Source organism: Streptomyces sp. NBC_00249, from assembly GCF_026342355.1.
Lineage (GTDB): Bacteria > Actinomycetota > Actinomycetes > Streptomycetales > Streptomycetaceae > Streptomyces.
In genome coordinates this window covers 1,520,033-1,534,105 of sequence record NZ_JAPEMV010000001.1, presented here as the reverse complement: position 1 = coordinate 1,534,105, position 14,073 = coordinate 1,520,033, and the positions used below count along the sequence as shown (strand labels likewise).

Annotated in this window: 12 protein-coding genes; 9 read left to right on the top strand and 3 right to left on the bottom strand. The window is 70.1% G+C overall.

Going from position 1 to position 14,073, the window contains the following annotated elements; all coding sequences use genetic code 11:
• Positions 1-29: 29 nt before the first annotated feature.
• The 9 genes from OOK31_RS06865 (at position 30) to OOK31_RS06825 (ending at position 10,146) form a co-directional block, all read left to right on the top strand.
• Entirely contained in the window at positions 30-1,946 is a 1,917-nt protein-coding gene (locus OOK31_RS06865; protein WP_267011853.1) for a RiPP maturation radical SAM C-methyltransferase, read from the top strand.
• Positions 1,943-2,515: a DUF5825 family protein gene (locus OOK31_RS06860; protein ID WP_267011429.1), complete on the top strand. Its 573-nt coding sequence runs from the start codon at positions 1,943-1,945 to the stop codon at positions 2,513-2,515. Before OOK31_RS06865 ends, OOK31_RS06860 begins: the two co-directional genes overlap by 4 nt.
• Positions 2,508-3,674: a cytochrome P450 gene (locus OOK31_RS06855; RefSeq protein WP_267011428.1), complete on the top strand. Its 1,167-nt coding sequence runs from the start codon at positions 2,508-2,510 to the stop codon at positions 3,672-3,674. The genes OOK31_RS06860 and OOK31_RS06855 overlap by 8 nt, the downstream gene beginning before the upstream one ends.
• A 6-nt stretch (positions 3,675-3,680) precedes the next feature.
• Complete coding sequence (locus OOK31_RS06850; protein WP_267011427.1) at positions 3,681-3,869, top strand: hypothetical protein; 189 nt, start codon at positions 3,681-3,683, stop codon at positions 3,867-3,869.
• Positions 3,870-3,976: 107 nt separating this feature from the next.
• The gene (locus tag OOK31_RS06845) at positions 3,977-4,657 is read left to right on the top strand and encodes a tyrosine-protein phosphatase (RefSeq protein WP_267011852.1); all 681 of its coding nucleotides are present in this window, start codon (positions 3,977-3,979) and stop codon (positions 4,655-4,657) included.
• Positions 4,658-5,074: 417 nt separating this feature from the next.
• The gene (gene fusA / locus OOK31_RS06840; protein ID WP_267011426.1) at positions 5,075-7,165 is read left to right on the top strand and encodes an elongation factor G; all 2,091 of its coding nucleotides are present in this window, start codon (positions 5,075-5,077) and stop codon (positions 7,163-7,165) included.
• Positions 7,166-7,216: 51 nt separating this feature from the next.
• Positions 7,217-8,437 (top strand): Shedu anti-phage system protein SduA domain-containing protein, encoded by a 1,221-nt coding sequence (locus OOK31_RS06835; protein ID WP_267011425.1) that lies wholly within the window; start codon positions 7,217-7,219, stop codon positions 8,435-8,437.
• A gap of 90 nt (positions 8,438-8,527) precedes the next feature.
• Positions 8,528-9,586, top strand: a complete 1,059-nt coding sequence (locus OOK31_RS06830) for a vWA domain-containing protein (protein WP_267011424.1) — start codon at positions 8,528-8,530, stop codon at positions 9,584-9,586.
• 113 nt (positions 9,587-9,699) lie between these two features.
• Positions 9,700-10,146: a hypothetical protein gene (locus tag OOK31_RS06825; RefSeq protein WP_267011423.1), complete on the top strand. Its 447-nt coding sequence runs from the start codon at positions 9,700-9,702 to the stop codon at positions 10,144-10,146.
• Positions 10,147-10,280: 134 nt separating this feature from the next.
• Here OOK31_RS06825 and OOK31_RS06820 read toward each other — a convergent pair whose 3' ends face one another.
• The 3 genes from OOK31_RS06820 to OOK31_RS06810 all read right to left on the bottom strand — a co-directional run bounded on the left by OOK31_RS06820 (position 10,281) and on the right by OOK31_RS06810 (position 14,003).
• Positions 10,281-11,957: a serine/threonine-protein kinase gene (locus tag OOK31_RS06820; protein WP_267011422.1), complete on the bottom strand. Its 1,677-nt coding sequence runs from the start codon at positions 11,955-11,957 to the stop codon at positions 10,281-10,283.
• 91 nt (positions 11,958-12,048) lie between these two features.
• Positions 12,049-12,756, bottom strand: coding sequence for a response regulator transcription factor (locus tag OOK31_RS06815; protein ID WP_267011421.1), 708 nt, complete (start codon positions 12,754-12,756; stop codon positions 12,049-12,051).
• Positions 12,753-14,003 carry a sensor histidine kinase gene (locus OOK31_RS06810; RefSeq protein ID WP_267011420.1) on the bottom strand — a complete coding sequence of 417 codons (1,251 nt, stop codon included), beginning with the start codon at positions 14,001-14,003 and terminating at the stop codon, positions 12,753-12,755. The genes OOK31_RS06815 and OOK31_RS06810 overlap by 4 nt, the downstream gene beginning before the upstream one ends.
• Between the last annotated feature and the right edge of the window lie 70 nt (positions 14,004-14,073).

The following is a 14,073-nucleotide window of genomic DNA, read 5'->3' as shown; positions in this document are numbered from 1 at the left end:
CTAATCGATGAGGAGCCGAAGTGGAATTGATGCAGATCGGGCACAAACGACCGGTGCTGGATCTCACCCCGCCGGCCGTGCACGAGGATTCCCTTTCGGTTGCGTTGGTCTGCATGCCCTGGGCCGTGGTTGACATGCCCTCACTGGCGCTGAGCACGATCGCTCCGTTGTTCGAGCAGCGCGGAGAAGTTGAGAAGCTCGACGTCGTCTACGCCAATATTCGGTGGCTCGACTTCTTGGTCCGGGAGGCGGGCCTCGAACGTGATCACTACGAACTGATCGTCGATGCTGAAGTGTTCGGGGTCGGCGAATGGGTCTTCTCCAGCTGTTTCCGCCCCGGTATCGACCCACGCCGCACGAGTTTCTATGACCTCGTGAGCGACAGTGAGCACGTTGATGCCTATTGCGCGATGTTCCGCGCGGCGCCCGCCTTCATCGACGAGTTGGCCCGAGATCTCGTAACGTCAGATGTCGATGTCCTGGGGTTGACGACGACGTTCGATCAGAACATTGCCTCGTTCGCGCTCGCGCACCGCGTCAAGGAGTTGCGGCCAGGCATCGTCACGATTCTCGGCGGGGCGAACTGCGACGGCGTTCAAGGTACGGCAGTCCACCGCGCTCGCACGGAGTTCGACTACGTGATCCGGGGCGAGGCGGAGCGCTCGATCGCACCACTCATCGCCCACATCGCAGGATTTCGTAGCGGTGACGAGGAAAGGCATGACGAACTGCTGCGTGCCGTGCCTGGACTGTGCTGGCGATCGGACATCGATGGAGCCTCGGTAAGCAACCCCATCGGACCGACACCCGTCTCCATGAACGCGGTGCCGGAGCCCGTCTACGATCACTATTTCCGCGATTTGCGGAAGTCTCCGGCCGGTCAACTCATCGATGTCAAGATTCCTCTGGAGGCCAGCCGCGGATGCTGGTGGGGTGCGAAGCACCATTGCACATTTTGCGGCTTGAACGGGTCGGCCATGGCCCATCGCGCAAAGCCGGCCGAGCGCGTGCAAGCGGAGGCCACCCGGGCCATCCGTCGGCACAACGTGCTTGACCTGGTGTTTGCTGACAACATCTTGGCGCCCGAACATGTCATTCAACTCACCACGGATATGGCGCTGCCCGCTGAATGGGACGTCCGGTTGTTCGCCGAGGTGAAGTCGAACCTCAATTTCAGTCAACTCGAGTCCCTTGCGCGCGCCGGCTTCACGCAACTGCAACCGGGTGTCGAGAGCCTCTGCACACCCATCCTGCGCATCATGCGCAAGGGGGTGACCGGGTGGCAGAACGTGCGATTCCTACGAGACTGTGCCACCTGCAGGATCTATCCGTCGTGGAACATCCTCTTGGGTTTCCCCGGGGAGCATGACCGCGACTACATGGCGTTGATCGACTCGCTCCCGTCCCTCCATCATCTGACGCCGCCCGCCGGGGCGTTCCCGATCAAACTGGAACGCTTCAGCCCCTACTTCGACGATCCAGAACTCGGTCTCCGGGCTCTCGGTCCCTCGCGCAACCTGGTGAGCGCTTACGAGGGGGTAGTGGACGCCCTCGATGACCTCGTCTACGTGTTCGAGTCCGAGCCCGCTGGCATATCGCCTGAGACGGATGAGATGTTGCGCGAAGCGGTCGCGAACTGGAAGGCCACCGCATCGGTTTCTCGGCTGGTCGCTCTGCCGGCGCCGGACGACTCGCTCGTCGTCGTCGACGACCGGCCCGCCTGGCCCTCCCGTGAGGTGGTGCTTCAACCGGGTCTCGAGGCCGAGGCCTACCGTGCACTGGCCAAGGGCAAAACGCTTCCTGCACTCGCTTCCACGATGCGCTCGCTCGGGATCGCAGTGCGGGAAGGTCAGCTCGAAGAGCTCGTCGAGAATTGGACAGAGCTCGGAATTGTTTTTCATGAGGATTCCACCTATTTGGCGCTCGCGACAGGATTGCGTTGGTGACGAAGCAGACAGCAGAGCGACGGTCGAACCGGCGAAGGCTCTTCGCGCCAGTGAATCTCCACTCGGTGCAGAGCAGGGAGAACCTCGTCACCCTGACCCGGTCGGGATACGCCGGGGTTCGACTGGTCGGTCACTTTGCCATGCCGGAGATGGGCGATCGCGAACTCGTCTCCTTGATCGCGCTGCTCCGCGACGCGCGCGGCGTTGGTTTGCGGGTTTCGTGGAGCGGCGACTGTGGCGCCCTCGAGGTCGGGTGCCTTCGCCACCTCGACCCGCCACGCCAGTCGGACGGCACCTTTGCGTGGTCGGCGCAGCAGGGAGAATCCCTTGTCGTTCGGCGCGGTCCGACGTTCCTGTCCGTTGAGGACACACGCTACGGGGAGCGTCGCCGCATCGATATCGACCGCTCGGAACCGGCGGCTGCCGTTCTTGACGAAAGCGGTTGGGGGCACACGATCACCCCCGTAGAGGCGGCCAGTCTGCACGCTCTTGAATTGCACGACCTCGTCTTTCGTTCCGGCGACCACGGTGTGGGTATTGCCGTAAGGCAAGGAGTCTGGTGTGTCTGAAGGCAGCATTCTCTTCCGCAAGACACTCGATGAGCGGACTGTGTCGCGAGGGTCGGCGGATCCGGCCGCCACCATCGTTCCCATGCGCATGGGAACGGCTGGAGTGGGACTGCTCGTCAACGATCACCGCGAAGCCACCCGCATCTTGTCCGACGTCGAAACCTACGGCAGTGCGGGCGAACTCATGGCGAGCGTTTTCGACGAGCCGGCCGAGTCGCATCCGGATCCGATGTCCGAGACGGTCTTCGCGGTCACCCAAACCGATGGGGAAGAGCATCGTCGCGTACGGCGCGCACTTCGGAGGGTCATCGATACGCGCGTGCGCGATGTCTCGGACCAACTGATTCAGGATGTCCAACACTCGATCGAGAGCGCTCTCGCCCTGGGAAGGTTCGACGCGGTCGCGTCGATCGGCGTGCCCATCGCCGACAGTGTGATGTCGCGATTGCTTGGACTTGACGAAAACCTCGTCTCGGCCCTGAGAACCGCGGTTTACCAGGGATACCCGGTGCGCGAACTCGACGCCACGCTCGTCGACTGGGTGCGCGACAGGCGTGCTCACCCCGCCGATGACCTCGTGTCGGACCTGATGGCGGAACTACCTTCCCTCGACGATCGACAGGTTGCGGCGAACACTCGACTGCTCGCGCTGTCGGGTGTCGAGGTGTTGGCGGCACTGATCACGAATGGAATCCTCTGCCTGGCGCAAGATCCGAGGACTCAGAGTCTCGTACGCGATGACGAGACACTGCTGCCTGGCCTCGTCCATGAGGTACAGCGGTACGCGAGCCCGATTGCGCGGGGGGTCTATCGGATGACGAAGGAGCCATCCGTGATAGGCGAGTACGCAGTTCCCGCAGGTACTTTGCTCGTCATCGGGGTGGACGTTTGCAACAGGGACACGTCAGTGCTTCCCGATGCTCACAGGTTTGACCCCACCCGCGGTCGGGATTTCGAACATCTGACGTTCGGTCACGGGCGGCATTCATGCCTGGGCATTCCAGTCACGCGTCTTGTTGCGGCGCAGGCCCTGCGCGCGTTTCTCTCGGGAACAACGGGTTTCGGCCTGACCGTGAAGCCGTCAGAGCTGCGTTTCCAGGACACTGCGGTCATGAACGGTCTCGTCGAACTCCCGATCTGGGTTGAGTGCGCGAACTAGCGTCTCGTGATCCTGGTCGCGTCACTTCGCATGGTCCTCACGCTCGCCGGGACCTCCTTCGCGGTCCCGCCCGCCCTCACCGGCGTCAGGGTCGTCCGCCCCGTGGACCTCCCCGGGGACTGGACCGCGTCCGCCACGCGGGACGGCGGCTGGCGGATCGCAGCGGCCGACCCTCCCGAGTCCGCGGAGTCCTGAGGCATCCTGAGGCCGACCGAGCGCACCACCACCCCCACCGGCCCCAGGAGCCTCACGTGCCGCACGACCGCCACATCGAGTTCGAACGCCTGCACAACTTCCGCGACATGGGCGGCTACCGCACCGCCGACGGCCGCACCCTCGCCTGGGGGACGCTCTACCGCGCCGACTCCCTCGGCAAGCTCCAGGGCGCCGACTGGGACCGCTTCCTCACCCTCGGCATCCGTACCGTCATCGACCTGCGCTACCCCTGGGAGATCGACGCCAAGGGCCGGATACCGGAGCCGGAACGCTTCACCTACGCCAACCTCAGCATCGAGCACCGGCCCTACGACCAGGCCGCCATCGACCCCGCCCTCGACCCCTGGCGCTACCTCGCCGACCGCTTCGCGGAGGTGGCCGAGGACGGGACCGACGAGATCCGCCGGGCGATCGAACTGATCGCGGACGGCCCCGGCCCCGCCGTGTTCCACTGCGCCTCCGGCAAGGACCGCACCGGCCTGATCGCCGCCCTCGTCCTGACCCTCCTCGACGTCCCCGAGGAGCAGATCCTCGCCGACTTCGCCCTCACCGAGCTGGCCACCGCCCGCCTCACCGCCGACTGGCACGCCGCCCACCCGGGCCGCACCCTGCACTGGCCCTCGTACGGGCGAGCCCCCGCCACCGTCATGGCCCTGGTCCTCGCCGACCTGACCACCCGCTACGGCTCCCCGTCCGCCTACGTCACCGGGCCCGTCGGCATCACCCCCGACACCGTGGCCCGGCTGCGGGCCCGCCTCCTGGACTGACCTCGCGGGGCGCGGTGCGGGCGCCGTGCGGGGCGCGGGCGGAAAACCCCGTGCGCCCGCACCTCCCGCCCCCTATGCTCACCAACACGCCCCGCCCGCAAGGCGATGCGTACCGATGCACAGTGATGCCGAGTGAAGAGAAGGGGAGCCAGGCCATGAACGCGCACACGCACACGCACCGCGCGGCCGCCTCCGTTCCCCCGTCCCGGTACGACGTGATCCTGGTGTCCCGCCGCGTACGGTGACGGCTGCGCGCCCGCCACCGTACGACCCTGACGCACGCCCGAGCCGTTCCCCCCTGCCCCGCCCGCCCCACCGGCCTTCCGCCGTGGGCCGGCGCCCGGGCCGGGGAAGCTCCGTGCCGTGCGCCGGGCCATCGCGCCGCCCTCTTCCGCGTCATCCGAAAGGCCCCGGGCCATGCGCACCGTCCAACGACACCTCACCACCACCACCCGCACCGCCGACACCCTCGGCGCCGTCCGCAACCTGGGCATCCTCGCCCACGTGGACGCCGGCAAGACCACCCTCACCGAGCGGATCCTGTACGCGACCGGCGCCGTCCACAAGCGGGGCGAGGTCCACGAAGGCACCACCGTCACCGACTTCGACGCCCAGGAACGCGACCGCGGCATCACCATCTTCGCCGCCGCGGTCAGCTGCGCCTGGGACGGACACCGCGTCAACCTGATCGACACCCCGGGCCACGTCGACTTCTCCGACGAGGTCGAACGGTCCCTGCGGGTGCTCGACGGGGCGGTCGCCGTCTTCGACGCCGTCGCCGGCGTCGAACCGCAGAGCGAGACCGTATGGCGCCAGGCCGACCGGCACGGCGTACCGCGGATCGCGTTCGTCAACAAGCTGGACCGCGCGGGCGCCGACCTCGACACGGCCGTCGCCTCCATCAGGGAACGCCTGGGAGCCGTCCCCCTGGTGGTCCAGCTGCCCGTCGGACGGGAGGACGCCTTCACCGGCGTCGTCGACCTGCTGCGCATGCGCGCGCTGCTCTGGCAGCCGGACGGCGGAGCGTACGAGGAGACGCCCGTCCCCGAAGAGCTGCGGGAGGAGGCCGCCCGCCGCCGGCGCGAGCTGGAGGAGGCCGTGGCGGAACTCCACCCGGACGCCCTGGAGGAGTTCTACGAGGCCTCCGCCCTGACCGAGGGCACCCTGGTCCGCGCCCTGCGCGAGCTGACCCTCGGCGGGGACGCCGTGGTCGTGCTGTGCGGCTCGGCGTACCGCAACCGCGGGATCGAGCCGCTGCTCGACGCCGTCGTGGCGTACCTCCCGTCGCCCGCCGACATGCCGCCCGTACGCGGTACGACGGCGGACGGCACGGAGCAGGAGAGGGAGCCCGACCCGGCGGGCCCGCTCACCGCGCTCGCCTTCAAGGTGACGGCGACGCCGACCGGACGGCTCACCTACCTGCGCCTGTACGCGGGCACCCTGCGCAAGGGCGACTCCGTACGGGACGCGGCCACGGGCCGTACCGAACGCATCGGCCGGATCCTGCGGGTGCAGGCCGACCGGCACGAGGAGAGGGAGGAAGCGGTGGCCGGTGACATCGTCGCCGTGGTCGGGCTGAAGACGGCCCGCGCCGGCACGACCCTGTGCGCGCCGGGCGCGCCGCTCGTCCTCGAACCGCCGTCGGTCGCCGAACCGGTGGTGTCGGTGGCGGTCGAGGCCCGGCGCGGCACCGACACCGGGCGGCTCGCGTCCGCGCTGGCACGCCTCACCGAGGAGGACCCCTCCCTGGTGGTGCGGTCCGACCCGGAAACGGGACAGACCGTGCTGTCGGGCCTGGGCGAACTGCACCTGGAGGTCGCGGTGGAGAAGATCCGCAGGGGCCAGGGCGTGGAGGTCGTCGTCGGCCGGCCGCAGGTCTCCTACCGGGAGACCGTGGTGCGCGGGGTCACCGGATTCGTCTACCGGCACGTCAAACAGGACGGCGGCGCGGGCCAGTTCGCGCACGTGGTCCTCGACGTCGAGCCGCTCGACGAGCCGGGCTTCGAGTTCCGCTCGACGGTCGTCGGCGGCCGGGTCCCGCAGGAGTACGCGCGGGCCGTCGAGGCCGGCTGCCGGGACGCCCTCGCCGAGGGCCCCCTCGGCGGGCATCCGGTGACGGGCCTGCGCGTGGTCCTCACCGACGGGGCGACCCACTCCAAGGACTCCTCGGAGATGGCGTTCCGGGCCGCCGGACGCTTCGCCCTGCGCGACGCCCTGCGCGCGAGCACCCTGCAACTCCTCGAGCCGGTCGCGGAGATCACCGTGACCGTCCCCGAGGACGGTGTGGGCGTGGTCCTGGGTGACCTCGCGGCCCGCCGCGCCAGGGTCGGCGGATCCACCACGGTGGGCGGGACGGCGCAGCTCACGGCGACGGTGCCGCTGGCCGAGCTGTTCGGCTACGCGTCCCGCCTGCGCGGCCGCACCCAGGGCCGGGGCACGTTCACCACCCGCCCGGCGGGCCTCGCCCCGGTCCCGGCGGCGACGGCGGCCACGCTGCTGCGCGGCTGACGGGCGAGCGAGGGGGTCTGCGATGTCAGACCCCCTCGCGACAATCCGCGGATGGGAGTCAGAGCGGACTGGTCATTGGAAGAACAGTTGGAGATCGTGGAGAAGGAGGCGGTCGCGGATGAGGTGAAGGCCGCCGTCGCGGCCGCGGTCACCCACATGCACAGCGGCAGCGGCCGCGCCCGCAGCCGCCGGGGCGGCAAGGCCCTCGTCGACCTCCTGGCCGCGGCCCGCGCGCGGGCCGCGGAGGCGGGGGAGTGGCAGGTCGTACGCCTCCTCCAGGACTCCGTGGACTACGCGCAGGGCCGGATCCTGCAGCCGGAGTTCAGGGAGCGCCACCGCCTGTTCCAGGACGGCGCCCGCAACGAACGCTGGCGGGAGCACGCCGGCGCGATGCTCAGCCTCAAGTTCGGCTTCGCGGCCGAGGCGGGCCGCGCGTACCTGGACGGGCATCCCGGGGCCGGGGTCGAGGAACTCCTCGCCCACATCGGCTCGCTCACCCAGGACGCGCGGTACCTGGCCGCGCCGTCCGACCGTCCCGGCCGCTACGTCCTGCTGCGGGGCATGGCCGAGATGATGGTCTGGCTGGAGCGCGCCCTCAGCGAACGGGTCGACATCGAGGACCTGGGCACGGCCGCGCGCCGGATCGCCGGCTCGCCCGACGCCCTGGCCCTGCTCGCCGCCGACCCGGACGGCCAGATGCTCATCAGGGCCGCCGAACTGCGACGCCGCTCGGCGAGCCTCGCCGCCCTGCGCCGGGTCGCCGAGGACCCCGCCGCCACCGAAGCGGACCTCCAACGGGCCCTGGCGGGCCAGTACTGGATCTTCGGCGGGCAGTTCGTGGGAGAGGCCGCCCGCCGCAGACTGGTACCGGGCGACGAGCTCGACATCCCCCTGATCCGCGGCGACGGCGCCCTGCACGTCGTCGAACTCAAGCGCTCCATGAGCCTGCGCGGCAGCCTCGTCAAACCCCACCGGGGCGGCTGGGTCCCCACGGCGGAGGTCCACGACGCCATGGGCCAGGCCGCCAACTACCTGGTCCGCCTCGACGAGGACCGCCTGCGCATCCGCGAGGAGTTCGGCATCGAGACGCGCCGAGCCGGCGCCCTCGTCCTCATCGGCCACCCCGCGCTCCAGCCGCACGTCCCGGAGGAGGAGATAGCCGAAACCCTGCGCACCCTCAACACCCAGGTCACGCGGGTCGAGGTCCTCACGTACAAGGAACTCCTGGACAACGCCGAACGCTCCCTCACCCTCGCCTCGCGGACCGGGTGAGGGCGGGTGATCGTCCGTCAGGCTGCGTTGTCAGTGCCTGCGCCTAGTGTGAAGTCATCACTCGGGGAGCCTCGGCGAAGGAGCAGAAGCGTGTCCGCCAACAAGATCCAGCACAAGGTGAACCACGTCGCGCTCGTAGTGGACTGTTCGGGTTCCATGCGGCAGCACCAGGGTCAACTCATCCGCGTCGTCGACGAGTTCGTGACGGGACTGAAGGTCGAGTCGGACAGCCTCGGTCATGAGACCCGCATCAGCCTCTACTCCTTCGACCACAAGGTGGAGAACCTGGTCTGGGACATGGACGTCAAGCACCTGCCGTCCATGCGGGGCCTGTACAAGGTCAACAACGGAGCCACCGCCCTCATCGAAGCCTCGCTGAAGTCCCTGGACGACCTCGGCCACATCTGGGAGGAGTACGGCGAGCACAGCTTCCTCCAGATCGTGGTGACGGACGGCGAGGAGAACGCCTCCGGCGGCAACAGGCGGCACGACGGCGACATGACCGTCCTCGGCCCCTGGCTCGACCGGATCGCGGCGAGGATGGGCACCCTTCCGGACCACTGGACCTCGGCGATCCTCGTACCGAACTCCCTGGCGAAGCGCACCGCCCAGAACTACGGCTTCCCGGCCGGCAACATCGCGATCTGGGACGCCGATTCCCAGGAGGGCGTCGAGGAAGCCATCGGCACCGTACGCGCCGCCGCCACCAGCTTCCTCCGGGGCCGCGAGAAGGGCGTGCGCGGCACGAAGAACCTGTTCGCGGTCGGCCAGGACATCTCGGTCGACGACGTACGCGCGAACCTCGAACCGGTCCCCACCGACAAGTACCGGCTGCTGAAAGTCGACGCGGAGACCGAGATCCGGCCCTTCGTGGATTCGCATCCGGGCGTGACGTACGCGCGCGGGGCCTGCTACTACCAGCTGGGTACCCGGGTCCAGGTCCAGCCCGACAAGGAAGTCATCGTGGTCGAGAAGGACACCGACCGCGCCTACACGGGCGACGCGGCCCGCAGCCTTCTGTTCGGCACGGATGTCCAGGGCACCGTTTCCGTGAAGGCGGGACGCAACCCCAAGCTGGAGGTGTACGTGCAGAGCCGTTCGGTGAACAGGAAGCTCAAGCCGAACACGCGCCTGCTCATCATGCTCTGAGTTCCATGAGAAGAGCCCGGAATGCCGACGGGGGTCCGCCGTGACAGGCTGAAACGGGGAACTCCGCCGGACCCGGTACGCCGGACCGGCTCTCGCAACTCATGGAGGCCGACATGGCCAGTGACGCCGGCACCGCGCGTGCGGGTCACGAGAATCCCAGGCCCTGGCACGCGGCCACGTCCGGTAGAACCGAACTGGCAGCAGCCCTGATGATCTTCGGCGGCGTGATGGCGGCCCTCGAAGGGATCTCGGCCATCGCCAAGGACAACCTGTTCGTCGTGACGCGCCACTACGTGTTCGAGTTCAGCCTGGTGGGCTGGGGCTGGGTGCACCTCATCCTGGGCCTCGCACTCGTCTTCGCGGGCGTCGCCGTGCTCCGCGAAGCCCTGTGGGCACGCTTCTTCGGCGTCACCGTTGCCGGACTGGGAGCGATCGCCAACTTCCTGTGGCTGCCCTACTACCCGCTGTGGGCCCTGGTGCTGATCGCGGTCAACCTGCTCGTCGTCTGGGCGCTGTGCACAGGCATGCACCGAGAGGCGGACACGGCCCGGACCGGCTAGGTCGTCTCCTCCGGATCTTGCCTGGCCCGCGCCGAGGTGCGCACCTGGCCCGGCAGGAGCAGTCTGGAAACAGCGCGCGTGCAGGGGCGAGAGAAGCCGCATGACCTGCCCGGCAAGATCCGGAAGAAGCCGGCCTAGCAGCGGACCAGTGTGCCGCTCTCCCGGGTGAAGTGGTCGCTGGAGATCCAGCCCTCGGCGTCGGTGCCCTCGATGCGGGCGTAGATCCACTTGTTGCCGTGGGCATTGGTGATGTAGCAGTGGTAGAAGAGCTTCGCGCCGGTCTTGGCGAAGGTCACGTAGGAGCACTCCTTGTACGGCCCGGTGAAGAGGTGGTTGTCGTCGGCCAGGTAGCCGTAGCCGTTGCTGCGGTTCTGGTGGGCCCAGCCGGTGCACGCCGTCGACACCGGGGTGGGCTCCTTCACCGTGGAACTGGGCTTCGCCTCCGGGGAGGCCGGCGTCTTCGTGGGCCGCGCGGTCGTCTTCGAGGGAGACGGCTGCGCGGACGCGCCTGAGGAACCGGCGGCCGACGGGCTGCTGCCCGCCGTCGGCCGGTGACTGCCCGCCGGGGAGCTGACGCCGGGCGGCGCCGCTTGCGAGCCCTCCACGGCCGTGCCGCCCTCCTCGGCGGTCAGGGCGTACGTGATGCCGGCGCCCGCGGCGAGGAGCACGACGGCGGCCGCCGATGCGATGAGGGTGTTGCCGCGACTCCGGGTACGACGGGCCACGGAGCGGCTCGTTTCCGGAGTGGGGACTCCTCCGGCTCCGGCGGGACCCGCGACCGGCACGCCGGGCTGCGGGTAGCCGGCATACGGAGGCTGGGGCTGCGGGGTGGGCTGCGGGAACAGCGGGGGGCCGAACCCGGCGGGCGGTGCGACAGCGGCCGCGGCCGCGGCCCCGGCCCCGGGAACCACCGTGGGAGTGGACGTCGGGCCGGCGGACGCGGAGTGCACCGTCCGACCCGAGGCGACGTCCTCCAGCATGCCGCGCGCCTGGTCCGCGGTGGGCCGGTCCTCCGGCTCCTTCGCCATCAGCGCCATCAGCACCGGTGCGAGCGGTCCGGCCAGGCGGGGCTCCGGCAGGGGATCGTTGACGATGGCCGACATCATGGACCACGCGGACGTGCGACGGAACGGCGAGGTGCCCTCCACGGCCGCGTACAGCGTCATGCCGAGCGACCAGATGTCCGACGCGGGACCGGGCTCCCTGCCCTGCGCGCGCTCCGGCGGCAGATAGTCGAGGGAGCCGACTATCTGACCGCTCTGCGTCAGCTTGGCCATGGCGTCGTCGCCGGAGGCCTCCAGGGTGGCGATGCCGAAGTCGGTGAGCACGACCCGGCCGCCGTGCTCCAGCAGCACGTTTCCCGGCTTGACGTCCCGGTGCAGGACCCCGGCCCGGTGTGCGGCGTCGAGCGCGTCCATCAACTTGACGCCGATCGCCGCCGCTTCGCGCGGCTCCAGCGTCCCGCGCTTCGTCAGGACGTCGTCGAGCGAGGGGCCGTCGACGAGTTCCATGACGATGACCGGCAGACCTTGATCCTCCGTCACGTCGTGCACGGTGACCACGCCGCTGTGCCGGATGCGGGCGGCGGCCTGTGCCTCCCGCCGCATCCGGGTCCGCAGATCGGCCAGTTCGGTCGCGGAGGCGTCGGTGTAGGCCCGCAGGATCTTGACGGCGACCTCCCGGTCGAGCAGCTCGTCCACCGCCCGGGCGACCACGCCCATGCCGCCGCGCCCGACGATGGCGGTCACCCGGTAGCGCCCTCCGAGTACCTTGCCGACCAGCTCTCCGCCATTCGCTTCCCCCGCCGTCACCGCACGCTCCGTTCCGTCGTTCGCTGTTCCTCGTCCGTCAACCGGCGGCATTAAGAGTAGAGGCAGGGTGTGCGGGGAGCGCGGAGGCCGGTCAGCCGGCGAAGCCCGGGACGACCAGGCCGGATTCGTACGCGATCACCACCGCGTGGGTCCGGTTCTGCGCGCCGAGCTTGGTCAGCACATTTCCTACGTGGGTCTTGACCGTCTCCAGGCTCACCCTGAGGGACTCCGCGATCTCCGGATTGGAGAGCCCGGTGGTCATCAGGCGCAGCACCTCCTCCTCCCGGCCGGTGAGCGCGGCCCGGGGCAGGGCCTCGGCGGAGCCGAGCGGGCGGGGGGCGACCATGCGGCCCAGCGCGGCCGGGAAGAGGACGGCCTCGCCCGCCGCCACCACCCGGACCGCCTCGGCGATCCGGCGGACCGGGAGGCGCTTGAGGACGAAGCCGCTGGCGCCCGCGCTGAGGGCCGCGGTGACGTAGCCGTCGTTCTCGAAGGTGGTGATCACCACGACCTTCGGCGGGTCGGCCGCTTCGGCGAGGAGCCGGCGGGTGGCCTCGATCCCGTTGAGACGCGGCATCCGGACGTCCATCAGGACCACGTCCGGCCGCAGGACCTCCGCCCGTTCGACGGCCTCGACGCCGTCGGCGGCCTCGCCGACCACCGTGATCCCCGGCTGTGCGGAGAGCAGCATGCGCAGGCCGCTGCGGGTGACCTCGTCGTCGTCCGCGATCAGCAGGGTGACGGTGGGGCCGGTGACGGTGGGCGGCGCCGTGCCTTCGCCGGCGTCGGATCCGCTCACGCCGACACCCGTACCGGCAGCCGGACGGCCAGCCGCCAGTGCCGCGCCCCGTCCGGACCGGCCTGGAACTCACCGTGCAGCAGCCGGACGCGCTCGGCCAGTCCGGACAGACCGTGGCCGGAGGTCGGGAAGGTACCCGGCCCCGGGCCCGGTCCCGTCCGTGCCCCGGTCCGGTTGACCACCGTGAGGTCCAGCCGGTCGGGCCCGGCCGTCACCCGGACCTCGATCGGGCCGCCCGCCCCGTGGCGCAGCGCGTTCGTCAGCCCCTCCTGGAGGATCCGGTACGCCGCCCGGGACAGCGTCCCCTGTATTTGCGTCAGCTCGCCCGACAGCTCCGGTTCCACCACCGCCCCCGCGTGCCGCAGGCGGTCCAGCAGCTCGGGGAGGTCGGCCAGGGTCCGCGTCGGCGCCGTCCCGGCCTGTTCCTCGCGGAGCACTCCGAGTACGTAGTCCAGGTCCTCCAGCGCGGCCCGCGTCGACTCCTCGATGCTGCGCATGGCGGCCCGCGCCGCCGCCGGGTCGACGGAGAGCACCTCACCCGCCACCGCCGCCTGGATGGTGGCCGCCGTCAGGGTGTGCCCGATCGAGTCGTGCAACTCGTGGGCGATCCGGTTGCGTTCGGCCAGGAGCTGTTCCCGCTCGGCGGCCAGCGCGAGCCGCTCGGCCGCCGACGGCCCCAGCAGCCGTGGCGCCGACCAGCGCAGGGCCTTCGCCACCAGTGCGCAGACGGCCACCGCCAGCACGATGCACACGGCCGCCGCCACCCAGCTCCACCCGCCGCCCGACACCCGGACCGACGTGCCGGACAGACTCAACTCCGCCTCGCCGTCGAGCCAGTTCCCCGGCAGGGAGAGGCCCATGAGGAACAGCACCCCGCTCGCCAGCGCTCCCGTCCACCCGACGGCCGCGTGCAGCACCAGCCAGAGCGGGGTCCGCCAGCGGTCGAGGCCGGGGGAACCGGAGTCCCGGCGACCCGCCACCGGATCCGGCAGCGGCACCCGCAGCAGCCGGCGGGCGGACACGACCAGCGCCCGCCGTACGGGGCGCGCCAGCCCGACCACACCGACCAGCAGAGCCCAGACCAGCAGGGCCAGGACGATCTGCACGCCCTCGGGAGCGGAGCGCCACGACAACGCCGGCAACAGGGCGAGGGGCAGCAGCGGAAGGCTCGCCAGCGCGCCGCCATAGGCGAACAGCGCACCCGAGTACGTGGAGCCGCGCAGCAGCGGCCGGAACATCCTGATCATGGTCGCCAGTATCGCCGGGCAGCCCACCGGCAGCCTCCCCCGATCGGGGGAGCGAATCCTCCCGCCTTCC

Bases quoted from the DNA above. Each gene is read 5' to 3' on its own strand.
- OOK31_RS06865 (WP_267011853.1), top strand. From the start codon at position 30: ATGCAGATCGGGCACAAACGACCGGTGCTGGATCTCACCCCGCCGGCC.
- OOK31_RS06845 (WP_267011852.1), top strand. From the start codon at position 3,977: ATGGGCGGCTACCGCACCGCCGACGGCCGCACCCTCGCCTGGGGGACG.
- fusA (WP_267011426.1), top strand. From the start codon at position 5,075: ATGCGCACCGTCCAACGACACCTCACCACCACCACCCGCACCGCCGAC.
- OOK31_RS06835 (WP_267011425.1), top strand. From the start codon at position 7,217: ATGGGAGTCAGAGCGGACTGGTCATTGGAAGAACAGTTGGAGATCGTG.
- OOK31_RS06825 (WP_267011423.1), top strand. From the start codon at position 9,700: ATGGCCAGTGACGCCGGCACCGCGCGTGCGGGTCACGAGAATCCCAGG.
- OOK31_RS06810 (WP_267011420.1), bottom strand. From the start codon at position 14,003: ATGATCAGGATGTTCCGGCCGCTGCTGCGCGGCTCCACGTACTCGGGT.